20 protein-coding genes are annotated in these 26,454 nt (G+C 69.3%); 8 read left to right on the top strand and 12 right to left on the bottom strand.

Features of this window, described 5'->3' with window-relative positions:
• Positions 1-10: 10 nt before the first annotated feature.
• From arfB to recC, 4 genes are read right to left on the bottom strand one after another with little or no spacing between them, the layout of a single operon-like run.
• Positions 11-415: an alternative ribosome rescue aminoacyl-tRNA hydrolase ArfB gene (gene arfB / locus DIE23_RS30520; RefSeq protein ID WP_124615522.1), complete on the bottom strand. Its 405-nt coding sequence runs from the start codon at positions 413-415 to the stop codon at positions 11-13.
• Positions 412-2,715 (bottom strand): AAA family ATPase, encoded by a 2,304-nt coding sequence (locus DIE23_RS30515; protein ID WP_124615521.1) that lies wholly within the window; start codon positions 2,713-2,715, stop codon positions 412-414. Before DIE23_RS30515 ends, arfB begins: the two co-directional genes overlap by 4 nt.
• Complete coding sequence (recB, locus tag DIE23_RS30510; RefSeq protein ID WP_124615520.1) at positions 2,712-6,416, bottom strand: exodeoxyribonuclease V subunit beta; 3,705 nt, start codon at positions 6,414-6,416, stop codon at positions 2,712-2,714. The genes DIE23_RS30515 and recB overlap by 4 nt, the downstream gene beginning before the upstream one ends.
• On the bottom strand, positions 6,413-9,751 hold the full coding sequence (gene recC, locus DIE23_RS30505; RefSeq protein WP_124615519.1) for an exodeoxyribonuclease V subunit gamma: 3,339 nt from the start codon (positions 9,749-9,751) through the stop codon (positions 6,413-6,415). Before recC ends, recB begins: the two co-directional genes overlap by 4 nt.
• 181 nt (positions 9,752-9,932) lie before the next feature.
• Between recC and DIE23_RS30500 the strand changes: the two genes are divergently transcribed.
• Positions 9,933-12,224: an FUSC family membrane protein gene (locus DIE23_RS30500; RefSeq protein WP_124615518.1), complete on the top strand. Its 2,292-nt coding sequence runs from the start codon at positions 9,933-9,935 to the stop codon at positions 12,222-12,224.
• 302 nt (positions 12,225-12,526) lie between these two features.
• Positions 12,527-13,894, top strand: a complete 1,368-nt coding sequence (locus DIE23_RS30495) for an amino acid permease (RefSeq protein ID WP_124615517.1) — start codon at positions 12,527-12,529, stop codon at positions 13,892-13,894.
• Positions 13,895-14,064: 170 nt separating this feature from the next.
• On the opposite strand, the gene DIE23_RS30490 is transcribed toward DIE23_RS30495, so the two are convergent.
• The gene (locus DIE23_RS30490) at positions 14,065-14,226 is read right to left on the bottom strand and encodes a hypothetical protein (protein WP_006476417.1); all 162 of its coding nucleotides are present in this window, start codon (positions 14,224-14,226) and stop codon (positions 14,065-14,067) included.
• Between the two features lie 241 nt (positions 14,227-14,467).
• Between DIE23_RS30490 and DIE23_RS30485 the strand changes: the two genes are divergently transcribed.
• From DIE23_RS30485 to DIE23_RS30475, 3 genes are read left to right on the top strand one after another with little or no spacing between them, the layout of a single operon-like run.
• Complete coding sequence (locus tag DIE23_RS30485) at positions 14,468-15,511, top strand: Fe(3+) ABC transporter substrate-binding protein (RefSeq protein WP_124615516.1); 1,044 nt, start codon at positions 14,468-14,470, stop codon at positions 15,509-15,511.
• Complete coding sequence (locus DIE23_RS30480) at positions 15,501-17,177, top strand: iron ABC transporter permease (protein WP_124615515.1); 1,677 nt, start codon at positions 15,501-15,503, stop codon at positions 17,175-17,177. Before DIE23_RS30485 ends, DIE23_RS30480 begins: the two co-directional genes overlap by 11 nt.
• A gap of 4 nt (positions 17,178-17,181) precedes the next feature.
• On the top strand, positions 17,182-17,955 hold the full coding sequence (locus DIE23_RS30475; RefSeq protein ID WP_124615514.1) for an ABC transporter ATP-binding protein: 774 nt from the start codon (positions 17,182-17,184) through the stop codon (positions 17,953-17,955).
• Between the two features lie 86 nt (positions 17,956-18,041).
• Here DIE23_RS30475 and DIE23_RS30470 read toward each other — a convergent pair whose 3' ends face one another.
• From DIE23_RS30470 to DIE23_RS30455, 4 genes are all read right to left on the bottom strand, one after another.
• Positions 18,042-18,512 (bottom strand): Lrp/AsnC family transcriptional regulator, encoded by a 471-nt coding sequence (locus DIE23_RS30470; RefSeq protein ID WP_124615513.1) that lies wholly within the window; start codon positions 18,510-18,512, stop codon positions 18,042-18,044.
• 288 nt (positions 18,513-18,800) lie between these two features.
• Positions 18,801-19,442: an NAD(P)-dependent oxidoreductase gene (locus tag DIE23_RS30465; RefSeq protein ID WP_124615512.1), complete on the bottom strand. Its 642-nt coding sequence runs from the start codon at positions 19,440-19,442 to the stop codon at positions 18,801-18,803.
• Positions 19,443-19,580: 138 nt separating this feature from the next.
• Complete coding sequence (locus tag DIE23_RS30460) at positions 19,581-20,036, bottom strand: Rrf2 family transcriptional regulator (protein WP_124615511.1); 456 nt, start codon at positions 20,034-20,036, stop codon at positions 19,581-19,583.
• A gap of 102 nt (positions 20,037-20,138) precedes the next feature.
• Entirely contained in the window at positions 20,139-20,567 is a 429-nt protein-coding gene (locus DIE23_RS30455; RefSeq protein ID WP_124615510.1) for a hypothetical protein, read from the bottom strand.
• Positions 20,568-20,759: 192 nt separating this feature from the next.
• On the opposite strand from DIE23_RS30455, the gene DIE23_RS30450 reads away from it, so the two are divergent.
• The 3 genes from DIE23_RS30450 to DIE23_RS30440 all read left to right on the top strand — a co-directional run bounded on the left by DIE23_RS30450 (position 20,760) and on the right by DIE23_RS30440 (position 24,702).
• Positions 20,760-21,095, top strand: coding sequence for a hypothetical protein (locus DIE23_RS30450; protein WP_124615509.1), 336 nt, complete (start codon positions 20,760-20,762; stop codon positions 21,093-21,095).
• A 263-nt stretch (positions 21,096-21,358) separates the two neighbouring features.
• On the top strand, positions 21,359-22,552 hold the full coding sequence (locus DIE23_RS30445; protein WP_124615508.1) for an ammonium transporter: 1,194 nt from the start codon (positions 21,359-21,361) through the stop codon (positions 22,550-22,552).
• A gap of 191 nt (positions 22,553-22,743) precedes the next feature.
• Positions 22,744-24,702, top strand: coding sequence for a PhoX family phosphatase (locus tag DIE23_RS30440; protein ID WP_124615507.1), 1,959 nt, complete (start codon positions 22,744-22,746; stop codon positions 24,700-24,702).
• A 191-nt stretch (positions 24,703-24,893) separates the two neighbouring features.
• Here DIE23_RS30440 and DIE23_RS30435 read toward each other — a convergent pair whose 3' ends face one another.
• Genes DIE23_RS30435 through DIE23_RS30425 form a run of 3 tightly spaced genes read right to left on the bottom strand, consistent with a single transcriptional unit; the run spans position 24,894 to position 26,452 of the window.
• The gene (locus DIE23_RS30435) at positions 24,894-25,505 is read right to left on the bottom strand and encodes a type II secretion system protein (protein ID WP_124615506.1); all 612 of its coding nucleotides are present in this window, start codon (positions 25,503-25,505) and stop codon (positions 24,894-24,896) included.
• Positions 25,502-25,909 carry a type IV pilin protein gene (locus tag DIE23_RS30430; protein ID WP_124615505.1) on the bottom strand — a complete coding sequence of 136 codons (408 nt, stop codon included), beginning with the start codon at positions 25,907-25,909 and terminating at the stop codon, positions 25,502-25,504. Before DIE23_RS30430 ends, DIE23_RS30435 begins: the two co-directional genes overlap by 4 nt.
• 9 nt (positions 25,910-25,918) lie before the next feature.
• Positions 25,919-26,452: a type II secretion system protein gene (locus tag DIE23_RS30425; RefSeq protein ID WP_124615504.1), complete on the bottom strand. Its 534-nt coding sequence runs from the start codon at positions 26,450-26,452 to the stop codon at positions 25,919-25,921.
• Positions 26,453-26,454: the final 2 nt, after the last annotated feature.

Raw genomic sequence — 26,454 nt, 5'->3', positions numbered from 1 at the left:
CGGCCTTTCGTCAGTCGATCACCTTCCCTCTTCCGGACTTCACCACGCTGCGGCGCGACTTGTGTTCGAGCCGCCGCTCCTTCGATGCGCGCGTCGGCCGTGTCGCGACCCGCGCGCGCGGCGTGAACGCGACGCCGCCGATCAAAGCATCGAGCCGCGCGAGCGCCGCCTCCCGGTTTTTCTCCTGGGTGCGGTATTCCTGCGACTTGATCACGACGATGCCGTCGCGCGTGATGCGCTGGTCGGACAGCGCGAGGAGCCGCTCCTTGATGACGGGCGGCAGCGACGACGCGCGGATGTCGAAACGCAGGTGAATCGCGCTCGACACCTTGTTGACGTTCTGGCCGCCGGCGCCCTGCGCGCGCACGGCGGTCCATTCGACTTCGGCCGGATCGAGCGTGTAGCGGATCATCATCGCAACGTCTCCTTGCGGCGCCGCGCGAGCGCCTCGTCGACGCGGGCCGCGAGGCCCGAATCGCGTTGCGTGCGCGTCGCGACCGCCTGCGCGAGCACGCGTCGCGGGCCGATCACCTGCACGCGCGTCCGCGCGCGCGTGACGGCCGTATAGACGAGCTCGCGCGTAAGCACACGGCTGAACGAAGCCGGCAGCACGAGCGCGGCCTCGTCGAATTCGGAGCCCTGCGATTTGTGGACGGTCAGCGCGAACGCCGTTTCGTGCGGCGGTAGCGCTGCAGGCGACACGGCGCGCGCGGTACCGTCCGCGCGGCGGAACCACACGCGCAGCACGCCGTGCGCGTCCGGCAACGCGATGCCGATGTCGCCGTTGAACAGCCCGAGCGCATAGTCGTTGCGCGTCACCATGATCGGCCGCCCGGTAAACCAGTGTGCGCCGACCGCGAGCGGAACACGCGCGGCATGTCGCACATGCGTGGCCACCAGCGCATTGACGTGCTCGGCGCCGCGCGATCCGGTGCGCGTCGCGCACAGGATCCGGAAGCGGTTGAGCGCATCGAACAAGGGCAACGGATCGGGCACCGGCTCGGACAACGCGGCGCGCAACGCGTCGAGGTAGGCGCCGAACCGGCGCGCGAGCCGCTCGACCGTCGACGCCGCAAGCATGTCGCCCCCATCGTCATGAAACGACGCGGCAGCGGCATCGTCCGTCGGCAACGCGTCGAGCGCGCCTTGCACGTCGCCGCGACGGATCGCGAGCGACAGACGGCCGATCGCCGAATCGAGACCGAAACGGTAATTGCGCTCGAGCCACACGACGCAGTCTGCGAGCGGTGCGGGCGCGGGAGACGCGGCGGCAATGCCGTCGTCGGCTTGCTTTGCAACGGTCGACGCCCATGCCGAATCTCCCGCATTGGCCGGATCGAACGGCGTGAGCTCGACCGCGTCGAGCCACGCGAGTTCGTCGGCCTCGATCCAAGCACGATCGGTGGCCGCAGAGGCGCTCTCGGTATCGGTCGGGGCAAGCGCCGCAGGCGGCAACGAAGCCGCTGGTGGCGCCGCATCAGCCGGGGAAACCGCTTCGTCCTGCGGGTCGTCGTCGAACAGCGACGCCTGGCGCGTATCCACGTTCCGCCGCGCCGACGGCTTGCGCGCGGCAGTCGCCGATAACGGAACAGATGCTGGCGCTGGTGCTGGAATTGGCGCGGCAACCGCCCCCGCCGCCTCGCCGTCCGGCACCGGCAACGCCGCGACGAACGCCGCTTCGTCGATCCCGAGCGCACCCGCGATGCGCGTGCGCGCCGTGGCGGTAAACGTCGGCCGTGCGCTGAGTTCGGCGAACACGGCACCGGCTTCGACCGCTGCAAGCTGATCCTTGTCGCCGAGCAGCACGAGCCGTGCACCGGGCGCGAGCGCATCGAGCAGATGCGCGGCGAGCGCGACGTCGATCATCGACGCCTCGTCGACCACGATCAGGTCGTACGGCAACGGATTGTCGCGATGATGGCGGAAGCCCGCCGCGCCACCGCCGCCCAGCAGGCGGTGCAGCGTGTACGACGTGTCGGGCAGGCGCGCGGCAAGTTCCGGCGGCAGGTCGCCTGCCCGCGCGTGCAGCGCTTCCTGCATCCGCTGCGCGGCCTTGCCGGTCGGTGCCGCCAGCGCGATGCGCAACCCCGGATGCGCGTCGAGCAGACAAGCCAGCACGCCGACGACGGTCGTCGTCTTGCCGGTGCCGGGGCCGCCGCTGACGATCGTCACGCGCCCTGTCAGCGCGACGATCGCCGCGACGCGCTGCCAGTCCACGTCGCCCGTCGCGGGCCCGAAGTAACGCGCGAGACTGTCGCGCAACCGGTCCGGCGACAGCGCGTCGCCCGGTGCGGCAACGCCGGCCTGCGCGACGAGGGCATCGGCGAGCCGTCGTTCGTAGTCGAAGTAGCGCGACAGATACAGGTGGTCGTGCCGGTCGACGATCAGCGGCCGCTCGTCGCCGCGCGCGAGCGTGCCGAACGCCACCACGCCGCTGGCGGCAAGCGCCGCGCGCACGTCTTCGACCGGTTCCTCATAGCGCTGCGCGAGCGCGCCGAGCGACACGCACACGTGACCGCCTGCGGTCGCCCGGCTCGTCGCGAACGCGGCACGCGCCGCCCAGCGCGCGGCCGCGGCCGGCGCACCCGCACGGCGCGACAGGTCGCCGATGCGCCGCGCGAATCCTTCCGCGAGCGCGATGCCGAAATCAGCCGGCTCTGGCAAGCGCGCGACGAGGCCGCCGGTGAATTCGAGCGTATCGTCGGACACGTTCATGCGCGGCCCCCTTCCATCATCCGGTCGAGCGCGTCGACGAGTTCGCGCGAGGGCCGCCGCGCATGCACGCCGGCCGGTTCGCCGCCGCTGCGCCAGCCGGGCCGCACGCCGCGCACGAACAGGTACAGGTAGCCCGCCATGTGCGTGTCGTAGTCGTAGTCGGGCAGCCGCCCACGCAGATAGCGATGCAGCGCAACCGTATAGAGCAACGCCTGCAGGTGATACGCGTGATCGGCCATCGCGACGTCGAGCGCGCGCGGGCCATAGGAATCCGGCGTATTGCCGAGATGGTTCGACTTCCAGTCGACGATCCAGAAGCGGCCGTCGTGTTCGACGATCATGTCGATGAAACCCTTGATGAAACCGGCGAGCATGCCCGCGTCCAGCGCAACGTCCGGATAGCCGTGCGCGACCAGCAACCGGCGCAGCGCGCCCAGCTCGAGCGACGGCGCCGGGAACAGGAAACCCATTTCGTCGAGCCGCTTGGCGGGATCGAGATTCGCAAGCCGCATGCCCGGCACGAGCTCCGTGCGCACGACATCGTCGACGAGCCGCGCCATCATCGCCGGCAGGCGCGTCGCGAGTTCGGGCTCGGCCTCGACCGGCCGGTCATGCAGCGCGCCGAGCGCCGCCTGGTGCCACGAGTCGGGCTCGGTGAACCGGCTGAGTTCGAACAGGCGGTGCAGGCACTCGCCCGCCGCCGCGCCGCGCGGAAACACGAGGATGTCGTCGTCCGGCGGCTCGACCGCAACCGTGTCGGAAGCGGCAAACGCGCCGTCCGCCGCCACGGCGGCAAACGCATCGTGATCGGGCCGCAGCTCCTCGTCCGGCACGACCGCAACGCCTGCCTCCTCGCGTGCCATCGACGCGGTCAGTGAACTGAAGCTCGCCATCCGCCATGCGTCGCGCAGCACGCGCGTCGCGTGGCGTGCGGTGAGCGTCTGCGACGCATCGTGCCCGGCCGCGAGCCGCTCACGGCGCGCCGGCACCGGCAACGGTGCAACGCTCACCGGCCCGCTCGCGAGCGCTTGCCACGCGGCGTCGAGCGCCGCTTCGTCGGGCGGCTCGTCGAGCCACGCGTCGAACGACTGGCCGGCGCCGGCCACAAGCCAGTTCAGCACGCTGCGCCGCGCCTCGCGGGTCGAGCGCGACGACAGATAAGGCCCGGCGACGAGATAGCACCGATAGACCGCGCGCGTGAGCGCCACGTAGACGAGCCGCGCGCGTTCCGCCGCCTGTTCACGCAGCGCCTGGCGCGCGGCATGCTCGGCGGCTTCGTCGTCGCACCCGTAATGCAGCACGGCGTCGCCCGCGTCGTCGTGATACTCGCGCGCGTCGGGCAGCGCCGACGCGGGCGGCTCGCGCAGCCCGCCGTCGTTCAGGAACGGACAGAACACGACCGCGTATTCGAGGCCCTTTGACTTGTGCACGGTCACGATCTGCACGAGGTTGCGATCGGATTCGAGACGCAGCTGCGCTTCCTCGCCGCCGCCATCGAGCCGTTGCGCGGCGAGCCAGCGCAGCGTCGGCGCGATGCCCGGCTGCGCGGACGCGCGCGCCTGCGTCAGTTCGGCCAGATGGTTGATGTCGGTCACGCGGCGTTCGCCGTCCGCGCCGGCCATCAGCCGCTCGGCGATCCGCAGCTCGCGCGTGAACGTGCGCCACATCACCGCGAAGCCGCGTTCGCGCCACAGCAGCCGATAGCGCGAGAAGCGCTCGACCCAGCTCATCGCGTCCGCGCTGTCGGCCGCCTCGCGCGACGCGTCGCCGTCGCCCTGCTCCATCCGCCACAGCGCCCCCGCATCGAGGCCGAACCAGTCGGCCGCCAGCGCCGCACGCAGGCGCCGCAGATCGCCCGGCGCATCGATCGCCGCCAGCACGCGCTCGAGCTGCTCCGCATCGCCGGTCGAAAACACCGACGCCTGCGCGAGCTCGACACTGCCGATGCCCCACGTGGCGAGCACGCGCTTCACGAGGCTGCCCTGGCGGTGCGTCTGCACCAGCACCGCGATGTCGCCCGGCGACAGCGGCGTATCGCCGAGCCGCACATGCCCTTCGCGCGCGCCGCGCATCAGCCGGGCAATCTCGGCCGCGCACGCCTGGGCAGCCTGTGCCTGCGCGTCGCGCTTGAGCAGCGTGCCGTCGCCTCCCGGCAGCGCCCAGATCCGGAAATCGCCGGCCGGGCCCGGATCGGTCCCGTCGACGAACGGTGCGCGCACGCGCGTGCCGGCCCGCACCGCGTAATAGTCGAGCCCGTCGAGCACGAACGCGCGCGGGTTCGACATGAAGAAGCGATTGCACGCATCGACGACCGCCGGCGTCGAGCGCTGGTTGACCGCGAGCGTGTAGCACGCGCTCGCGCTTGCCCGCGCGGCGAGATACGTATGGAGATCGGCCGCGCGGAAGCTGTAGATGGCCTGCTTCGGATCGCCGACCAGAAAGAGCGGCCCGCCCGGCGCGAAGATCCGGTCGAAGATCGCGAACTGCAGCGGGTCGGTATCCTGGAATTCGTCGATCAGCGCGGCCGGATAGCGCGCGCGCAGTGTCTCGGCGAGCCACGGATGCGCATGCAGCGCGTGATACAGGTTCGCGAGCAGGTCGTCGAACGACACGACGCGGCGCGTACGCTTGCGTTCGGCCAGCGCGCCCGGCGCCGTGTCGAGCCAGTCGGCGATCAGCGCGAGCCAGCGCGCGCGCTGCGCGGCCTCGGCCGCCGCCACCGCCGCTTCGAGCGCGTCGGCCACGTCGAAGAACGGGTGTTCGGGGGTCACGCCGCCCTTTTTCGTTGCCTTCGCGAGCGCGGTGCGCGTGAGCTTGAGCGCCGCCTTCGGCAGCGCGGCCGCGGCATTGCCCTGCGCGAAATGCGCAGACCACGCTGCGAGCGCATCGGCGACCGCGTCGGGCTTGTGCGAGCGCTGGTTGAGCACGGGCTGCGCGGTGTGCAGCAACGCGTCGATCGCCTCGCGCTCGTCGGCCCACATCCGCGCGGCCTCCGCAAAGCATTCGGCGGCAGCGGCCTCCGCCGATTCGTCCGGTTCGACGACGCCGTCCCAGCGCAGCGCGGCGAGCGGCTTCTTCAGCCGGCGCGCGAGCTGCGCATCGAGCGCGGCCGGGCCCGCGCCCGAATCGACGAGCCACGTCGCGAAGCCCGGCCAGCGCGCGGCCATCGGTTCGACGCGCGTGCGCCAGAAGTCCGCCGCAAGCTCGAAGCGCAGCGCCGCATCGTCGGCCTGCATGTCGAACGCGAACGGCATCGCGGCCGCGAACGGCGCTTCCTGCAGCGCACGCTGGCAGAACGCGTGGATCGTGTGGATCGCCGCCTGGTCGAATGCGCGCAGCGCACGCCGGATCCGCTTCGCGGCGGTCTCGGGATCGAGCGCGCCGGCTTCGCCGAGCGTCGTCTCGAGCAGGCGCGCGACGAACGGATCGCCGCCGTCGTCGCCGGTATCGAGCGCGTGCGCGAGCTGCGCGAGCCGCCCGCGAATCCGCTCGTGCAGTTCGGCGGTCGCCGCCTTCGTGAAGGTCACGACGAGGATTTCATCCGCGCCGAGATCCTTCTCCAGCAACAGGCGCACGTAAAGCGCGCAAATGTTCCACGTCTTGCCGGTGCCGGCCGACGCCTCGATCTGGTTGACGCCGTCGAGCGGGCACGCGAACACGTCGAGTTCGAGCGCCGCCTGCGGCTGGGATGCGGCGCTCATGCGACCTCCTTCAGGTGTTCGAGCATCGGCTCGAACACGAGCCGCGCGAGCGTACCGAACGGCTCGTCGAGCGACGGATGCGCACCGCGCCATGCGATCGCGATGGCCGGATCGTCCGCTTCGCTTGCCACGCGCTCGTTGATCCACACGCTCGCGGCCTTCGCCTCGCCGTCGGAAACGCGCGCCCATGCGCTGCGCGGGAAGAACCGCAGCGGCATGCGCCGCCCAGCGCGAAACAGCGCGGCGAGCGGCGCAAGGCGCTCGAGCGGCGCCGCGACCGGCGTGAGTTCGAAGGCACCGCCGCTGCCGAACCACAGCGTGCGGCGCGGACCGTCGGGCTCCACCGCGCAGTAGACGAGGTGCGCGAGCCACGCGGACAGGTAGTCGCGTGCGCTCGGCCGTGCATAGCGATAGATGATCTGGCCCGCCGGCGTGAGCCGGTTCAGCGTACCGTGCAGTTCGAGCGGCGCACTCACCGCATCGCCCGACAGCATCGCGTCATCGGCGCCGAACAGCGTCTGGTCGGTATCGGGCCATGCGGGCGCGAGCGAGAGCGTGAACGGCCGCCGTTCCATGCCGTCGGCCAGTGCACGCCGCACGTTCGACGCAAGCTGCGTCATCGAGCCGAGCGCCTGGTCGCGCCAGACGGCGCCCGTCGCGCCGCCCGGCAGCTCCGGGCTGGCGTCCGCGATACGCAGCGCATGATCGTGCACGCCCCCTTCATCCGATTCGATCAGGAGCGGCAACACGCGCTCGGCGAGCGCGTCGCTGCCCGCGAAGTCGAGTGCGAACGGCTCCGTGTCGAGCAGTTCGGCCTGCGCGTCGGACAGCACGATGCCGAGCCGCGCGCGCAGCAGCGCGCGGGCCGGATGCCGCCAGAAACGTTCGAATTCGCTGAACGCGACGGGCTCGGCCTGCTCGGCCGGCAGCGGCTGCGCGAAGAACGGCTGCTCGCGGGTCGCGTCGCGCGCGGCTTCGGCTGCCAGCAGCGACGCGAGCGTCGCGCGCTCGGCGTCGTACGAAGCCAGTTCGCTGCCGGGCCTGAAATACTCGGCCGCGAACGGTTGCAGCGGATGCTCGACGATGAACGCGCGCCGCGCGGCGTCGACCGCGTCCGGCGCGGCGTCCTCGCCGGCCGTGACGAGCGCGAGATGGTCGAGCAGTTCGTCGACGAGCGCCGCTGGCGGCAACGGCGCGTTGTCGCGAATGCTGCGCCCCGTATAGGCAATCAGCAGCCGGTCGCGCGCGGCGAGCAGCAGGTCGAGGAACAGGTTGCGCTCGTCGTCGCGGCGCTGCCGGTCGCCGAGCTTCGGCAGCACGGCCATCAGGTCGAACTCGTCCGCGCGGGCGAGGCTCGGCAGCACGCCGTCGTCCATCCCGAGCAGGCACACGACGCGATACGGCAACCCGCGCAAGCTCGTCAGCGACGAGAACGTCACGCCGCCCCACGGCACCCCGCCGCGCGCCGGATCGTCGAGCGCGGCTGCCAGCCCCGCGCGCACGACGGCGGCGGGCAGGGCCTCGTCGGGCGCGCCTTCCGTCATCGCGGCGAGCATCGCGTCGAGCGCGTCGCGCACGCCCGAGAGCGCATCGGCATATGCGGCGCCGGAGTCGAAGAACCGCGCGAGCGCGTCGGCGAACAGTTCGCTCCATGCGCGCGGCGTGTGCGCGTCGGCAAGCCGTCGCGAGAAGCCGTCGAGATCGTCCGTGAAGCGCGCGAGCCGGCCGAGCAGTTCGGCCTCGCTGCCGGTGGCCGCCTCGATCGGCAGCCACGCGCCGACCGGTGCGGCGCCTTCGGGCATCGCATAGCCGAGGAAGAGTCGCGCGAGCGCATCGGAAAACGTATGGCGTGGCGCAGGCACCGCCGCATCGTCGCTCGCCACCGGCGACAGCCCGCGCCGCGCGCCGGCGGCCGCAAGCCAGGTCTGCACCGTCTCGAGCGCGGCTGCGTCGATGCCGTAACGGGCCGCCACCGCGTCGACGCGCAGCCATTCGACCAGCTCCGGCGCGCCGACCTGCCGCTCCGGCAACGCGAGCCATTCGAGCAGCACGCGCGCGACCGGGTTCGCCTGCGACGGCGGCAGGCCGGTGATCCGGTAAGGCACGCGCGCGCCGCCGGCGCCCGCCGTGCCGAACACGGCATCGATCAGCGGCCCGGCCGCCGCGAGATCGGCGACCGCCACCAGCACATCGGACGGCTGCAGCGTCGCGTCCGCATCGAACCACGCGAGCAGGCGGTCATGCAGCACCTCGAGCTGGCGCGCGAGGCTGTGGCACACGTGCACCTCGATCCCGCGCTCGGCCGGCGCTTCGCCGAGCTCGGCCTCCGGCTGCAGGTCGAGGATCGCGTTCTGCACGCGCGCGAGCCAGGTCGGCGCGGGGTTCCCGACGAACCGCGACGCATCGCCTGACGCGGCGCTTTCGGTCAGTTCGTGCAGCATGTGCAGTTGCGCCTGCGTTTGCCGGCCCCACTCCGCGAGCAGCGGATGGCCGACTTCCTGGTAGTCGAGCCGGCCGGCCGCGTCGAGCGCCTCGGCATGCGCGGCGGTGACGATGTCGAACCAGAATTCGCGGCACGGGTTGAGCGCATAGACGCGCACGTCGATCCAGCGCGACAGCTCGCGCAGCAGCGCGACGTGCAGCGGCGGCATCGTCGGCAGCGCGAACACGCTGACCGATTCCGGCCAGTCGGCACGCGCGACGGTTTCGGGATCGAGGTTGCGCGCCTCCACGAGGAAGCGATGTGCGGGCGGCGTACCGCTGTCGCTCAGCTCCGCGAGCAGCGCGCGCCACAGCGCGGCCTGCCAGTGCTCGTCGTCGCGTGCGGCATCGCTGACGCCGCGCGGCGCGGCGTCGCCCGCGAGCACCGACTCGCCGGCCTGCCACGCGGCCAGCCATTCGGGCCGGTAGGTCAGGTAATGATCGAGCACGGCCGCGACGCGCTGCGCGAGTTCGTAGCGCATCGCGTCGTCGGACGCGGACAGATACGCGGCCAGCCGCGGCGACGCGCGCCACGGCGCGCCGCCCGCGCCCTGCGCGAACATCCGGTAGCAGCGCCACACGAGGCGATCGGGTGCGAACGGCGAGCGTGCGGGCACCGTCAGCACGCGGCCGATCTGCGCCCACAGCCATTGCGCGAGATACGTGAACTCGACGTTCGCGCACACGCCGTGGCGCGCGGCGATGTCGAGTTCCAGACGACGGCGCAGCGCCGCGCTCGGCACGATGACCTGTTGCGGCGACCACGGGCCGTTGCGGGCCGGGAACGCGGCCAGGTCGTCGAGCAGCGCGTCGGCCAGCGTTTCGTGACGGTTCGAATAGAAGAGATGGAGCATGAAGCGGGTGTCGGAGCCTCGCGCCGGACCGGCCGGGCGAACGGGAGCACCAAGGATAGCAAAAGGACCGTCGCGATGAACCTCATCCGAAAGGCCAGGTTTTGCGGGCCGCGAAATACGATAGACTCGTCGCCAGTCAATACGCCGCCCCGGGCGTCTTCGTCTGTCATTCAACCCATCGATGCGCTATTCGGTCGAAATCAGAAAGTTTTTCTACAGCCAGTACTTTTTCGGCGGCCTGCGGATCGCGGTCGGCGTATCGCTGCCGGCCGTGCTGAGCCTGATCGTGTTTCACAACCGGGAGCTCGGCTTCACGATCGCGACCGGCGCGCTCGGCGCGTGCGTCGTCGACATGCCGGGCCCGCTGAAGTACAAGCACAACGAAATGCTCGCGTGCAGCGTGATCGGCTTCCTGGCCGCGCTCGCGACCGGCCTCGCCACGCCGAACATCTTCGCGCTGTGGCTGACGATCGTGCCGCTCACGTTCGTGCTGTCGCTGATCGTCGTCTACGGCAACCGCTGGCCGCAGATCAGCTTCGCGACGCTGTTCATGATGGTGATGACGCTCGAGGAGAAGTTCACGCCGCTGCAGGCGTTCATCAATGCCGGCTGGATTCTCGCGGGCGGCCTCTGGTACACGTACTGGGCAACGCTCGTGTCGCAATGGCAGGCGCGCCGGATCGAGCAGCAGGCGCTGGCCGAAAGCCTGTTCGCGTGCGCCGACTACCTGCTCGCGCGCGCGCAGTTCTACGATCTCGACGCCGATCTCGACGAGTGCTACCGCAATCTCGTCGCGAAGCAGATCACCGCGGTCGAAACGCAGGAAACCGCGCGCGACATCGTGTTGCGCAACCTGCCGAAGCTGCGCCGCGGCAAGCTCGATCCCGGCCGCACGACGATGTACAACCTGTTCATCAACAGCGTCGACCTGCACGAACTGTTCGTCGGCGCACACACCGACTACCCGCTCGTGCGCAACACGTTCGGCGGCTCCGACCTGATCATTTTCTATCGCGACCTGATCCGCAAGGCGGCCGCCGATCTCGAGGAGATCGGCCTCGCGGTGCTCGAGAACCGCGCGCCCCATTCGCGGATCAGCGTGAAGGCCGAACTGCGCGCGATCGAGTACGAGATCGAGCTGATGCGCAAGAAGAACTTCCCGGCCACCAACGCGGAAGCCTACGCGGCCGTCCTCGCGACGTTCCGGCGCATCTGGAGCGCGACGCGCCTGATCGACCGGATGCGCCGCAACCTGTCGGGCCATGCCGACCCGCAGCAGACCGAACTGAAGATCGACAAGGCGCTCACGCGCTTCCTGCAGCGGCGCCGGATGTCGCCGCTCCTGATCTTCTCGAACCTGAACATGGGCTCGCCGAGCCTCCGCCACGCGCTGCGCATGACGATCGCGGTCGCGGTCGGCTTCTGGCTCGGCCGGCTGCTGCCGCTCACGAACGCCTACTGGATCGTGATGACGACCATCATCATCCTGAAGCCCGGCTACTCGCTCACCAAGCAGCGCAACGCGCAGCGTATCGTCGGCACGCTGATCGGCTGCGCGGCGAGCATTGCGCTGATCTACACGGTCAAGGAGCCGCACCTGCTGATCGCGATCATGTTCGGGTCGATGGTCATGAGCTACAGCCTGCTGCTGTTCAATTACGCGGCGAGCGTCGTGTTCACGTCGTCTTACGTGCTGCTGATGTTCCACCTGCTCGCGCCGGGCAGCATGCGGATCATCGGCGAGCGCGCGATCGACACGGTGGTCGGCTGCATGATCGCGATCGCCGCGAGCCGCCTGTTCCCGTACTGGGAATACCGGCTGATGGGTAAGCTCGTCACCGACATGCTGACGTCGACCCGCAAGTATTTCGAGGCCGTCTGGCGTGCCGGGCGCGGCGCATCGACACCGCCCGTGCCGGCCGCCGACGGCGCGGCGGTCGTGCCGGTCGTCGCCGCGGCCATCGAGACACCGGCCGCCGCCCTCGACGACGACTACCGCTACCGCCTCGCGCGCAAGGACGTGCACATCGCGTTCGCGAACCTCGGCCAGGCGTTCCAGCGGATGATGATCGAGCCGAAGGCGCACCAGCGCTTCGTGCCGGAGCTGAACGACCTGCTCGTGCAGACGCACGTGCTCGGCGCGCAGATCACCGCCGCCGCGCCGCTGATCCGCAGCGCGTGCGTGGCCGACGAGAACCTCGTCCACGACGACGCGCTGCACCGCGGCCTGTTCGCCGTGCTCGAGAATCTCGAGAAGGCGGAAGCCGGCGAGGCGCCGCCGGCCGACCAGCTCGACGCGACGAAGCAGATCACGCGCGACCTCGACGCGATGGTCGTGTCCGCGGAAAAATCCGACGCGGTGGGCGCCGAGCTCACGCACGACCTGAAGGTGCTCGCGCACCAGTGCAAGCAGATGCTCGCGTCGTCGTTGCTGATCCGCAAGGACGCAAGCGTCATCCGCCTGCCCGCATGACGGCATGAAGCTGTCCCGCCGCCGGCCGCCCGCGCATGCAAGCGGGCCGGCCAGCGGCGCGTCCCCGCTCCCGCAACGCCGCCCCCCACCGAAGCATGTCCCGCCCGCCCCGCACGGCCCGTGCGCACGCCGGGCGATGGCCCCACCCCGATTCCGCCGGCTGCGCCAGTCAGGGAATACCCGATTCCGGTCACACGGCCCGGCTTGTTATCATTTGTTCACATTCAAGTTGTATATACAACTTGAGCCAGCCGGGCCGGCCCCGCTTGACCGGTCCGTCGCATAACGATATCGGAGACTCGATGAAGAACTTGCAGCGCCACCTGAGCGCGCGGCACATCCGCTTTCTCGCGCTGGGCTCGGCGATCGGCACCGGCCTGTTCTACGGCTCGGCGTCCGCGATCCAGCTCGCGGGCCCGGCGGTGATCCTGGCCTACATCCTGGGCGGCGCGGCCGTCTACATGGTGATGCGCGCACTCGGCGAGATGGCCGTGCGCGAGCCCGTCGCCGGCTCGTTCGGCCACTACGCGACCGAAAACCTCGGCCCGTTCGCGGGCTTCGTCACCGGCTGGACCTACACGCTCGAAATGGTGATCGTCGCGATCGCCGACATCACCGCGTTCGGCATCTACATGGGCTTCTGGTTTCCGGATGTCCCGCAATGGATCTGGGTGCTCGGCGTCGTCGCGGTCATCTGCGGGCTGAACCTGTGCCACGTGAAGGTGTTCGGCGAGCTCGAGTTCTGGCTGTCGATCATCAAGGTCGGCGCGATCGTCGCGATGATCGGCGGCGGCGTCGCGATCCTGCTGACCGGCATGCATTTCGGCCATTCGGCCGACGTGCCGACGTTCGCGAACCTGTGGAACCATGGCGGCTTCTTCCCGAACGGGATCGGCGGGCTGATCGCGTCGCTGTCGGTCGTGATCTTCGCGTACGGCGGCATCGAGGTGATCGGGATGAGCGCCGGCGAGGCGAAGGACCCGGAGCGCGTGATTCCGCGCGCGATCAACGCGGTGCCCGCGCGCATCCTGCTGTTCTACGTGCTGACGATGGTCGTGCTGATGTCGATCAGCCCGTGGACCGGCGTCGGCAGCGACGGCAGCCCGTTCGTGCAGATCTTCTCGGCGCTCGGCGTGAAGTCGGCCGCGACGATCCTCAACCTCGTGGTGATCAGCGCGGCGATCTCGGCGATCAACAGCGACATCTTCGGCGCGGGCCGGATGATGTTCGGGATGGCGCGGCAGGGCCACGCGCCGCGCGTGCTGATGACGACGTCGCGGCACGGCGTGCCGTGGGTCACGGTGCTCGTGATGGCCGGCGCGCTGCTGGTCGGCGTGCTGCTCAACTACCTGATGCCGAAGGACGTGTTCCTGGTGGTCGCGGCGATCGCGACGTTCGCGACCGTGTGGGTGTGGCTGATGATCCTGCTGTCGCAGGTCGCGATGCGCCGTCGCCTGTCGAGCGCGGAAGTCGCGGCGCTGAAGTTCAAGGTGCCGCTGTGGCCCGTCGCCCCCGTGCTGACGATCGCGTTCATGGGTTTCGTGATCGTGATGCTCGGCTGGTTCGACGATACGCGCGTCGCACTCTACGTCGGCGCGGCATGGCTCGTGCTGCTCGCGGTCGTGTTCTACGCACGGATCCGCCCGAAATTCGCGCCTGCGTCACGATGACGCACGACTGACCCTTCCATGCGGCGCGCCGGCTTCGGCGCCCGCGTCTCTCCCGGCGTAACGCGACGCCTCGCGCGTCGCCCGCCGCCGGGTCTACCCTTCCCGCCATTCCCGCGCATCGCCGGCTGCCCGGCCGGGCCGCGCAGCGATCATGCGCATCCGCACCGGCGTCAGTGCGACGCGGCGCTAGCGGCCTCGGCCGGATGGGCCTCGTCGTACGCGTGCTTCTGCGAGATCGCGTTGTACAGGATCGTCCCGATCACGAGCAGCACGGCCACGACGATCAGGATGCTCACGTTGCGGACAGGGTTCTTCTTGCGCTGATCGTTCATGGTCGGTGCGGCTCCGTCGAATTCGTTGAAGCGGGCATTCTACGCGCTTGCGCCCGCGCTGCGACGCCCCGTTGCGCACCCTCCTCCCGCCTTCCACCCTGCCTTCCATCACCTTTCATTTGATAATCATTCCCATTCCGATCTAGAATCCGAAATCTTTCGCTTTGTGATGTTTCGGGTCGCTCGGGCGGCAGGCACGCCCCGGAACGCTTCTTCGTCCGCCTGCCTCACCGGAGTCTCCATGTCGAATCCGCGCACCCGCCTGCTGCCGCTCGCCGGCGCCCTCGCCCTTGCCGCCGCCGCGTTCGCGCCGCTGGCCCACGCGGCCGAGGAAGTGAGCCTGTACACCACCCGCGAACCGAAGCTGATCCAGCCGCTGATCGACGCGTTCACGAAACAGAGCGGCGTCAAGGTCAACACGGTGTTCGTGAAGGACGGCCTGCTCGAGCGCGTGAAGGCGGAAGGCGCGCAATCGCCGGCCGACGTGCTGATGACGGTCGACATCGGCAACCTGCTCGACCTCGTCGACGGCGGGCTCGCGCAGCCGGTGCGCTCGAAGGTGCTCGACGACGCGATTCCCGCGAACCTGCGCGGCGCGCAAGGCGACTGGTACGCGCTGTCGCTGCGCGATCGCGTGCTGTACGTGGAGAAGGACCTGAAGGTCGACGCATTCCGCTACGAGGATCTCGCCGATCCGAAACGGAAGGGCAAGGTCTGCATCCGCTCGGGGCAGCACCCGTACAACACGGCACTCGTCGCGGCGATGATCGCGCACGACGGCGAAGCCGCGACCGAAAAGTGGCTGCGCGGCGTGAAGGCGAACCTCGCGCGCAAGGCGACGGGCGGCGACCGCGACGTCGCGCGCGACATTCTCGGCGGCATCTGCGACGTCGGCCTCGCGAATGCGTACTACGTCGGTCACATGAAGAACGCGGAAGCCGGCACCGATGCGCGCAAGTGGGGCGACGCGATCAAGGTCGTGCGGCCGACGTTCGCGAACGCCAGGAGCGGCGGCACGCACGTGAACGTCAGCGGTGCGACGGTTGCGAAGCACGCGCCGCACAAGGCCAACGCGGTGAAGCTGCTCGAATACCTCGTGTCGCCGGAAGCGCAGGCGCTGTATGCGCAGGCGAACTACGAGTACCCGGTGCGCGCGAACGTGAAGCTCGATCCGGTGATCGCGAGCTTCGGCACGCTGAAGGTCGACCCGCTGCCGCTGACCGACATCGCGAAGCACCGCAAGGCGGCCAGCCAGCTCGTCGACAAGGTCGGCTTTGACAACTGATGCATCGGTCGTCCGCGCGCGCCGCCAGCCGCTCCGTTCGCGCGTGGGCAGCCTCTGGCTGGGCGCGGCCGTCGCGATCGCCGCGGCGGTCGCGGCGCCGCTCGCGGTGCTGGTCGCCGCCGCATTCGGCGCCGATCTCGCACACTGGAAGCATCTCGCCGAATTCGTGCTGCCGCAGGCGCTCGTCAACACGCTGCTGCTGCTCGCGGGCGTCGGCGCGATCGTCACGGTAATCGGCACCGGTTGCGCGTGGCTCGTCACCGCGTACGATTTTCCCGGCCGCCGGATGCTGACCTGGGCGCTGTTGCTGCCGCTCGCGGTGCCCACCTATATCGTCGCGTTCGCGTATCTCGACCTGCTCCACCCGATCGGCCCCGTGCAGGGCGCGATCCGCTGGCTGCTCGGCTTCGACAGCCCGCGCCAGTTCCGCCTGCCCGACCTGCGCGCGCTGCCCGGTGCGATCTTCGTGCTCGGCTTCGTGCTGTATCCGTATGTGTACCTGAGCACGCGCGCGATGTTCGTCACGCAGTCCGCGAGTCTTCTCGAAGCCGCGCGCACGCTCGGCGCGGGACGCATCGCGACGTTCTGGCGCGTCGTCGTGCCGCTCGCGCGGCCCGCGATCGCGGTCGGCGTGAGCCTCGCGCTGCTCGAAACGCTGAACGACATCGGCGCGTCGGAATTCCTCGGCGTGCAGACGCTGACTGTATCGGTCTACACCACGTGGATCACGCGCTCCGATCTCGCCGGCGCCGCGCAGATCGCGCTCGCGATGCTCGCGATCGTCGTCGGCATGATCGTGCTCGAACGCTACGGGCGCCGCCGCCAGCGCTACGCGCACGGCCGGCGCATGCGTCCGGTCGAGCCGCGCAAGCTGACGGGCGTGGCCGCGTGGAGCGCCGCCGCGTTCGGCTGGCTGCCGGTGCTGCTCGGCTTCGGCGCACCGGCCGCGTACCTCGCGGTCGAGACCGGCAAGCGGCTGCATCTCGTCGGCGGCGTCTCCGCGCAGTTGCTGACCGGGCTCGCGAACACGCTGACGATCGCCGCCGCCGCAACGGTCGCGACGCTCGTGTGCGGGCTGGTCGTCGCGTGGGCGGCGCGCGCGCAGCGCGACAGCGCGCGTGCGGGCCCGGCCCGCGTGTGCGCGCGGATCGCGAGCCTCGGCTACGCGGTGCCGGGCACCGTGCTCGCGATCGGCCTGCTGATCCCGTTCGCGACGGCCGACCGGCTGCTCGGCGCGGCGCTCGGCCGCGACGGGCTGCTGCTGATGGGGTCGGCGGCCGCGCTCGTGATCGCATACACCGTGCGCTTTCTCGCGATCTCGGCCGGCAGCATCGAAGCCGGCCTCGCGCGCATTCCGCCGTCGCTCGAACAGGCCGCGCGCTCGCTCGGCGAGACGGCCGGCGGCACGCTGCGCCGCGTGCACCTGCCGCTGCTGCGGCCCGCGCTCACGACCAGCGCGCTGCTCGTCTTCGTCGATGCGATGAAGGAGCTGCCGGCGACGCTGCTGCTGCGTCCGCTGAATTTCGACACGCTCGCGACCTGGCTGTACGCGGAAGCCGCGCGCGGCACCTATGAGGAAGGCGCGGTCGCCGCGCTCGCGATCGTGCTGGCCGGGCTCGTGCCAGTGATCCTGCTCGCGCGCACCCGTCACAAGATCGGAGCCTGATATCGTGAACCTGCTCGAACTCGACGACCTCTGCGTCGCCTACGACACGCCGCATGGCCGCCGCACGGTGGTCGACGGGCTGAGCCTCGCGCTGCCGCGCGGCGACATCGGCTGCCTGCTCGGTGCCTCCGGCTGCGGCAAGACCACCGTGCTGCGCGCGATCGCGGGCTTCGAGCCCGTGCGCATGGGGCGCATCATGCTGGACGGCACGCCCGTCGCGGCGCCGTCGCTCGACGTGCCGCCCGAGCGGCGGCGCATCGGCATGATGTTCCAGGACTATGCGCTGTTCCCGCACTTGAGTGCGGCCGACAACGTCGCGTTCGGCCTGCGGCGCCTGCCGAAGGCCGAGCGGCGCGCCCGCGTCGCGGACATGCTCGAGCTCGTCGGCCTCGCCGCTTCAGGCAGCGCGTATCCGCACGAACTGTCGGGCGGCCAGCAGCAGCGCGTTGCCCTCGCCCGCGCGCTCGCGCCGTCGCCGGAGCTGCTGCTGCTCGACGAGCCGTTCTCGAATCTCGACGTCGACACGCGCGAGCGGCTCGCGTTCGAGCTGCGCGACATCCTCAAGCGCACGGGTCACACCGCGATCCTCGTCACGCACAACCAGGCTGAAGCGTTCGCGATCGCCGACCGGATCGGCGTGATGAAGGATGGCCAGCTCGCGCAATGGGACACGCCGTACGCGCTCCACCACCATCCGGCCAGCCCGTTCGTCGCGGAATTCGTGCGCCGCGACGCGCTGGCGGACGAACGCGCACGCGCCATGGCGCGCGGCCGCTGAGCGGGCAATCACGACAACGGCGCGCCTCGGCGGCGGGTACACGTAACACACGCCCGCATCGACGCGATGCGCTGCCGTCCCGCGCGCTACGCCGGCTCGGACAGATCCCGCACCGGCAACGCGGTCGAATACTTGATCTGCTCCATCGCGAACGACGAGCTCACGTCGAACAGCGGCACCGCGCGGATCAGTTGCTTGTACACGCGATCGAAATCGTCGATGCCGGCCACCACGACCCGCAGCAAATAGTCGGTCTCGCCGCTCATCCGGTACACCTCGACGACTTCCGGCATGTCGCGCACGGCCTGCGTGAAACGCTGCGCCCACTCCTCGGTATGCTGGTTCGTGCGGATCGCGACGAACACGGTCGTGCCGACCCCGAGCTTGCGCGGATCGCACAGCGCGACCTGCGCGCGGATCGCGCCGGTTTCCTTGAGCCGCTGCACGCGCTTCCAGCAGGGCGTCTGCGACAGGTTCACGCGCTGCGCGAGTTCCGCGATCGGCAACGTGGCATCTGCCTGCAACAGCTCCAGCAGCTTGCGATCGATGGCATCCATTTACCCGGTCCCTCGTAGATAGAAATTTTTTCTATGCATCCTGCATGACGGGGAACAATATGTAAACCGATGCGCGGCGTCGACCGGGATAAATACCAATCAGGCCGGGAAGGATCCGCGTCACGCACGATCCCGTGCGCATCGGTCCATCGATAACCGGCACCCCAGACGAAACAGGCGATTCCACCCGTCGAGGTGGAATCGCCCGAAGCTACCGCGACTGCGCTGCCTGCCGCGAGCCACTCACGGCGAATACGGCACTGGCGTGCCGCCTCGCCGCGATGCCGTTCAATACGCGACCGTCGCGATCTCACGCACGAAGCCGTGTTGCTCGAGCGCATCGACGAACGCGACCGCGTAGTCTTCCGCCGAGATCTTGCTGTTGCCTTCCGCGTCCACGATCAGCTTGCCGACGCCCGTGCGGAACGTGCCCGTGCGCTCGCCCGGCGCGATCAGGGCGGCCGGCGCGAAGAACGTCCAGTCGAGATCGCCGACCGTCTTCAGATAGTCGAGCGCATCGCGGTGCGCGAGCGCGACCGCCTTGTACACGTCCGGGAAACCTTCGGTGTCGACCAGTTGCTTGCCCGGCGCGACTTCGAGCGAACCGGCGCCCCCCACGACGACGAGTCGCTTCAGGCCTGCCTGACGCACGCCGGCAACCAGCGCCTTCGCCACCGCAGCCACCTTGGCGGCATCCTCCTGCTTCGGTCCGTAGGCACTCGCGACGACGTCGTGCCCCGGCAGCGCGGCCGCGATGCTGGCCGCATCGAACAGATCGGCCGCCTTGGCAGTGATGCCGTCGCCGGCCGCGCCCGGACGGCGCGACAGCGCGGTCACGCGATGGCCGCGGCGCACGGCTTCCGCGGCGATGCGCGAGCCGATCATCCCGGTGGCGCCAAACAGTGCGATGTTCAAGGTACGTTGCGTCATGTCGATTCTCCAGAAAGAAAAAAGTAACTAAAGCAATTACATATAAGACCGAAAAAAAACGGAGCAACCCTCCGTCGTGCCGGTCGCCGCGCGTGCGCGCCACCCGGCCTCCTGCCCTGCAGCATCCGTTGCCTGCGCTCACCCGCTGGCGCTTCCCGCCGGCCGGCCACGCTGCTCCGATTCGAGCACGTCGGCCGTGACGTCGGCGAGCGTGCGCGTGGCGAGCGATGCTTCCATCGCACGCTGCGCGTCGCCGATATAGTCGGTCAGCACACCCTGGATGTGCCGCCCGACGAGACACGCGGGATTCGGCGCCTCGCGGTGCAGCGCGAACAGCTGCGCATCGTCGACCGCGCGATAGACGTCGAGCAGCGTGATCTCGCCCGGCTCGCGCGCCAGCAGCGCACCGCCACCCGCGCCGAGCTGCGACGTGGTCAGCCCCGCGGCCGCCAGCATCGACAGCAGACGGCGGATCAGCGCCGGATTCGTGTTCACGCTGCCCGCGATGATGTCGGACGACAGCGGCGCGCCCTCCTGCATCGACAGCAAGGCAAGCACGTGAACGGCAAACGCGAACCGGCTGCTGGTATTCATTCCTCACTCACTCGGCGACGCCGGCCCGAACAGCAGCCGGCGACAATGTGCAACTACTATAATTACATTTCACGGATTGCGCAAGGCCCTTTGCAAGGCCCGTTACTCGCCGCTGGCCGGCTTCGCACCCGACGCGTTCTGCTGGCTCCACTGCTGGAGCTTCTTGCCGGCCTCCGCCATCTTCGCGCCCGCTTCCGATGCCGCGTGGGCGACGACCGCGGAAGCGGCCGCGTCGATCTGCGCCTGCGCGGCGGACGCGAGGCCGCTCGCGGACAGCGGCGGCACGGCCGATGCCGCGCTCGCGAGGCCGGCCTTCGCGGCATTGATCTGCTGGTTGACGGTGCTCGCCACCTGGTCGAGCGCCTTCGCCGCGTTGTTCGCGGCATCGGCGGCCGCGCTCGCGGCCGTATCGGGTTGCGTGGCCGGCATGCCGGACTTCTCGCAGCCTGCGAGCAACAGCACCGCACCGACGGCCGCGGCCGCCAGCACGGACCCGGGCACGCGACGCGCCCGCGAAGTCTTCATCTTCATCAGCAATCTCCGGCCGTGCACGCACGGCCTGAATGGTTGGACCGATGTCGATGATACCGCCTGTGGAACAGGGTCAATGACGACTTCCGATTAAAAATGCCTTTCAATTTCGGATTCGTCTGATTCAATCGCAGGCGCGCCGACACTAAAGTGGGCAGGCTTCCATCCGCTCCGTCCGCTTCCCGGTTCTTCATGGCTTTCCTCATCGACTGGTTCATCGCGCTAGCCGCCGTGCTCGCCGCCACCCTGTTCCTGTGTCTTCGTTCACCGTCCGCGCCGCGCCTGCGTGCAGTCGGGCGCTCGCGCCGCGTGGCGTGCGCGCGCCTGCTCGCCCAGGCGGTGATCGGCTTCTGGATGGCGGCGCTGATCGTCGCGCAAGGCATCCTCGGCCCCGGCGGCGATGGCCAGTCGCACGCCGGCTTCGCGGCGCTCGCATTCGCCGCGCTCGGGCTTGCCACCGCCGCCGCCTACTGGTCCGCCTGCGCGCTGCGGCTGTGTCGGCCACGCGTGCTGTTCGCGCGCCGCTGACGCGCCAGACCGGTGCATCTCGGCGCACCATGTCGCACCATGTCGCACCGCGTCGCTTATCACGCGCACCAGCAGCGCACACGTCGCACCACACACGTGCACCTGCGGCGGCATCCGCGCCGCCGGCGACATGCCCCGCCAGGGTGCACACGTCACGGGAATGCCGCACCGCGCGGCCTTCCGCACCAATTTCACGCAACCTTTCACCAAGTTGGCTCGATACTTGCATTCCTCGCCCGTTTTTTGCGCAAGGAAGCCACGGCATGGATGGTCTGAAATCCGGCGTCGACACACTGTTCCTGTTGATCGGCGCCGTCATGGTGCTCGCGATGCACGCGGGCTTCGCATTTCTCGAGCTCGGCACGGTCCGCAAGAAGAACCAGGTCAACGCGCTCGTGAAGATCCTGGTCGACTTCTCCGTGTCGACGCTCGCGTACTTCTTCATCGGCTATACGATCGCGTACGGCGTCGAGTTCTTCGACGACATCGGCACGCTGTCGCAGCACAGCGGCTACGCGCTCGTACGTTTCTTCTTCCTGCTGACGTTCGCGGCGGCCATCCCCGCGATCGTGTCCGGCGGCATCGCGGAGCGCGCGAAATTCAATCCGCAGCTTGTCGCGACGCTGATCATCGTCGGCTTCATCTATCCGTTCTTCGAAGGGATCGCATGGAACGAGCGCTTCGGCGTGCAAGCGTGGCTCACGCATGCATTCGGCGCGCCGTTCCACGATTTCGCGGGCTCGGTCGTCGTGCACGCGTTCGGCGGCTGGGTCGCGCTGCCGGCCGTGCTGCTCCTCGGCGCCCGCCACGGCCGCTATGCGAAGGACGGCCGGATCGCCGCGCATCCGCCGTCGAACATCCCGTTCCTCGCGCTCGGCGCGTGGGTGCTCGCGGTCGGCTGGTTCGGCTTCAACGTGATGAGCGCGCAGACGCTCGACAAGATCAGCGGCCTCGTCGCCGTGAACTCGCTGATGGCGATGGTCGGCGGCACGCTCGCCGCGTGGATGGCCGGCCGCAACGATCCGGGCTTCACGTACAACGGCCCGCTCGCGGGCCTCGTGGCGGTATGCGCGGGCTCCGACGTGATGCACCCGATCGGTGCGCTCGTCACCGGCGCGGCAGCCGGCGCGGTGTTCGTCGCGATGTTCACCTGCGTGCAGAACAAGTGGCGCATCGACGACGTGCTCGGCGTGTGGCCGCTGCACGGGATGTGCGGCGCGCTCGGCGGCCTCGCGGCCGGCGTGTTCGGGCAGCCCGCGCTCGGCGGCCTCGGCGGCGTGTCGTTCGTGTCGCAGCTGATCGGCACGCTCGGCGGCATCGCGATCGCCACCGCGGGCGGCACGCTCGTGTACGGCGCGCTAAAGGCGACGGTCGGCCTGCGTCTCGATCACGAAGACGAATTCGACGGCGCCGACCTGTCGATCCACCGCATCTCGGCGACGCCCGAGCGCGACTGAGCGCAATCGCTTGCAACCGGCGTCCGGCAGTTCACCTGACGGACGCCCGGCAAATCATTACGTTTCCAATTCAAAAAACTTTCATCGAGCATCCTTACACTTCGGTCCAGTTTTCAACTTGCCTTCGCGTTGCTTGCTGATCGCCTGCTTCGCGACAAGCCATTCTTCCAACATTAGAAACTGGACTCCACATGCCCGCGTTGCCCAATGCTTCCCGTCGTCAGGCCCTGAAGATCCTCGCCGGCGCGCCCATGCTGCCCCTCTCCGGCCTCGCGCTGCCGGCCCTGCTGACGGGCTGCGGCGGCGACGACAATCCGGCGGCGACGCCGGCCGCCGCCGCATACGCGTCGGCGGCGTTCTCGGCAATGGCCGCGCCCACGCTCGACAACGCGGCCGCGATGGCCACGACGACGGTCGGCTCGACGCTGTCGGTATCGTTCTCGGATGGCTCGTCGCGCAACTTCAAGCTCGCGTACCGGCCGTTCTTCGTGACGGGCGACATGGTGCCGGACGGCAAGGGCGGCACGACGCTCGCAGGCGGCTACTACGACATCAACAACCAGCCGATCATCGACCGCTCGGTGGCGGGCAAGGAGCGCCAGTTCTATTCGGACTGCCCGGACGGCAGCTCGCTGCTGACGCTGAAGAACGCGAGCGTCGCCGGCGTGAAGGGCAACACGGTCTTCGCGGTCGTGCAGTTCGAATACACGACGCGCGACCAGGCGAGCGCGTCGCAGTATGGCCAGCTGCCGTCGCCGATCGCGGTGATCACGCTCGACCAGGATCCGTCCAGCGGCGCGCTGAAGGTCGTCAAGTACCACAACGTCGACACGTCGAAGGCGCACGGCCTGTGGATCACGTGTGGCGCGAGCCTGTCGCCGTGGGGCACGCACCTGTCGAGCGAGGAATACGAGCCGGACGCGACGAAGGCGGCGACCGACGCGCAGTTCAAGGCATTCAGCAAGAACACGTTCGGCGACGAGACGAAGGCGAACCCCTACCACTACGGCCACCTGCCCGAGATCACGGTGAACCCGGACGGCACCGGCACGGTGAAGAAGCACTACTGCCTCGGCCGCATCTCGCACGAGCTGATCCAGGTGATGCCGGACCAGCGCACCGTGATGATGGGTGACGACGCCACCAACGGCGGCCTGTTCATGTTCGTCGCCGACAAGGCGGCCGACCTGTCGGCCGGCACGCTGTACGTTGCGAAGTGGACGCAGACGTCGTCCGCCGGCGCGGGCAGCGCGACGCTCACGTGGCTCAGGATCGGCCACGCGACGAGCAGCGAGATCGAGACGCTCGCGAACACGCTGAAGGCGTCGGACATCATGGACCTGACGACGACCGACCCGAACGACGCGAGCTATACGAAGATCCACTTCGGCGGCAAGTTCAACTGGATGCGCGTGAAGCCCGGGATGGAAAAGGCGGCCGCGTTCCTCGAGACGCACCGCTACGCGGCGCTGATCGGCGGCAGCATGGCGTTCACGAAGCTCGAAGGCACGACGGTCGACGCGAAGGACAAGATCGTCTACACGGCGATGTCGCGGGTCGAGACGTCGATGGTCAAGGGCAATGCGGTGTCGCGCGACGTCGCGGTGGACAAGAAGATCGCCGCGGGCGCCGTCTATGCGCTGAACCTGAAGGCCGGCCAGCGCGACACGTCGGGCGGCGCGATCGACAGCGAGTGGGTGCCGGTCGACATGAGCGCGCCGGCCGCGCTCGTCGGCGAGGACCTCGCCGCGGCCGATGCGCTCGGCAACCTCGCGAACCCGGACAAGATCGCGAACCCCGACAACCTGAAGTTCTCCGAGAAGCTGCGCACGCTCTTCATCGGCGAAGACTCGGGCATGCACGTGAACAACTTCCTGTGGGCGTACAACGTCGACACGAAGTCGCTCGCGCGCGTGCTGTCGTGCCCGGCCGGCGCCGAATCGACGGGCCTGCACGCGGTCGACGAGATCAACGGCTGGACCTACATCATGAGCAACTTCCAGCACGTGGGCGACTGGGAGACGCCGCTGCACGACAAGGTCAAGGCGACGCTCGATCCGCTCGTGCGCGCGAACTACAAGGACCGCTTCGGCGCCAGCGTCGGCTACCTGACGGCCGAGCCGACCAGCATCAAGCTCGCGAAGGCCTGAGCTCCCTGGGCCGGGCGCCGCTAGCCGGGCGTCCCTAACCGGGCGTCCCTAGCCGGGCGCCCCTAACCGGGCGTCCCTTTCCTCATCACGTTTCATTCGTCGGCGCTCCACGCCGTTTTACGCGCGATGCCCGTTGCGGGCGTCGCGCTTTTTTTCGCGCGCGGTCTGCATCGCGTGGTGCCGAACCCGCGTCAACGCAAGCCGGCCGGCACCCGTCCGGGCAGCGAGCCGCCCGCAAAACCGGACAGGCTCGGCGCACTGGCCGGCAGCGTCGGCACCGCCGCCGACGCGTCGCCAGCCGGCACGGCAAGACCCGGCGCGAGGTAAATAAACTTCCATTGCCGATAGGTTTCGACGCCCTCGAAGTCCTTGTATCGATCCGGAAATCCCGCGCGCTTGATCGTCGCGCCATCCGAGCTGCTGTATATGCCGTAGAAACGGTCGGCCCGCCACAGGAACGACCAGTCGTTCTTGCCGCTGACCGGATCCGGATACGCGCGGCGCAGGTGAGGCATGGGCTTCGCGAAGCGGGTATCGTCAAGCAGGTCGTCGACCGTTTGCGGGTACGCGCGCGCGAGACGGTAGTACCCGACGATGGCCCTCCGGTACTGGTCGCCGACGAACAGCAGTTGCCGCTCCTGTTCGCGGCGCCGCTGCAACGACCAGACATCCAGTGCGCCGGCCAGCGCGATCGACATCAGCATCAGCGCGATCAGCAGCGCAAGCAGCACGAGCCCGCGCTGCCGCCCGCCGCGCCGGCAGGCAGGCATCGCACGCGCGACGCCGCGCCCTGCCCGGTTCATTTCGCCGCTCCGGCGGCGGCCGCCGTCCCCGCAACGCCCGGCAGCACGCCCTGCGCGCTGCTCGCGGGCCCCACATCGTAGACGCCCGGCTTGGTCTCGTCCGGCGATGCAAGCGTCGCCCATTTGTCGTCGCCATTCACCGGATCGACCGGAACCGCACGCAAATAGTGCTTCGCGACCAGCTCGTCGAGCGTCTCGGGGTACTGCCCGTTGTCGCCGTAATACTGGTCGATCGCGTTGCGCATCACCGCGAGGTTCTGCCGCCGCACCTGCTCCTTGCCGCGCTCGATGCTGTGCATGTAGCGCGGCACGGCCAGCGTCAGAAGCAGCCCGATGATGGCCATCACGACCACGATTTCGATCAGCGTAAAGCCGCGGATCCTGCGGATGCGAGCGGGTGTCATGATGAACCGTCACCATTGTTTGTACGGAATGCCGTTGATGCCGACGCGAGCGGATTTCGACGTCACGTCGAACACGTCGTTGCCGGACTCGATCCCGGCAGGCGCCGCGTCGGCCGCCGGATCCGGCGGCGTGCCGTACGCGCGCACGTCCCAGGTGTCCTCGGCCCGCGTATCGGGATCGCCGGTGAAGAACGGATCGCGCGGCACCCGGCGCAGGAACATCACCAGGCCGCCCTTCGGATCGCGGGCGTTTTTCACGCCCGTCACGAGCACGGTCAGCGACGGCGGATAGCCGGACGCTTCCGCCTCCTTCTCGATCTGCCCCGTATCGCTCGCGTCCTTGTACGCATCGAGCGCGGTGCGGATCTCGCGCAGCGCGGCGCTCAGTTCCTGCTCCTTCTGACGCTGCACGATCAGTTCGGAGAACGGCATGATCGCGAGCGCGAGGATCGCCACGAGCGCGAGCGTGATGACCATCTCGATCAACGTGAAGCCGCGCCGGCCGATACGGCCGACGCGCGTTGCCGCGTTACGGGCAGCCACGG

This window comes from Burkholderia sp. Bp9143, assembly GCF_003853645.1.
GTDB lineage: Bacteria > Pseudomonadota > Gammaproteobacteria > Burkholderiales > Burkholderiaceae > Burkholderia.
This window is presented reverse-complemented; position numbering and strand designations above follow the sequence as displayed.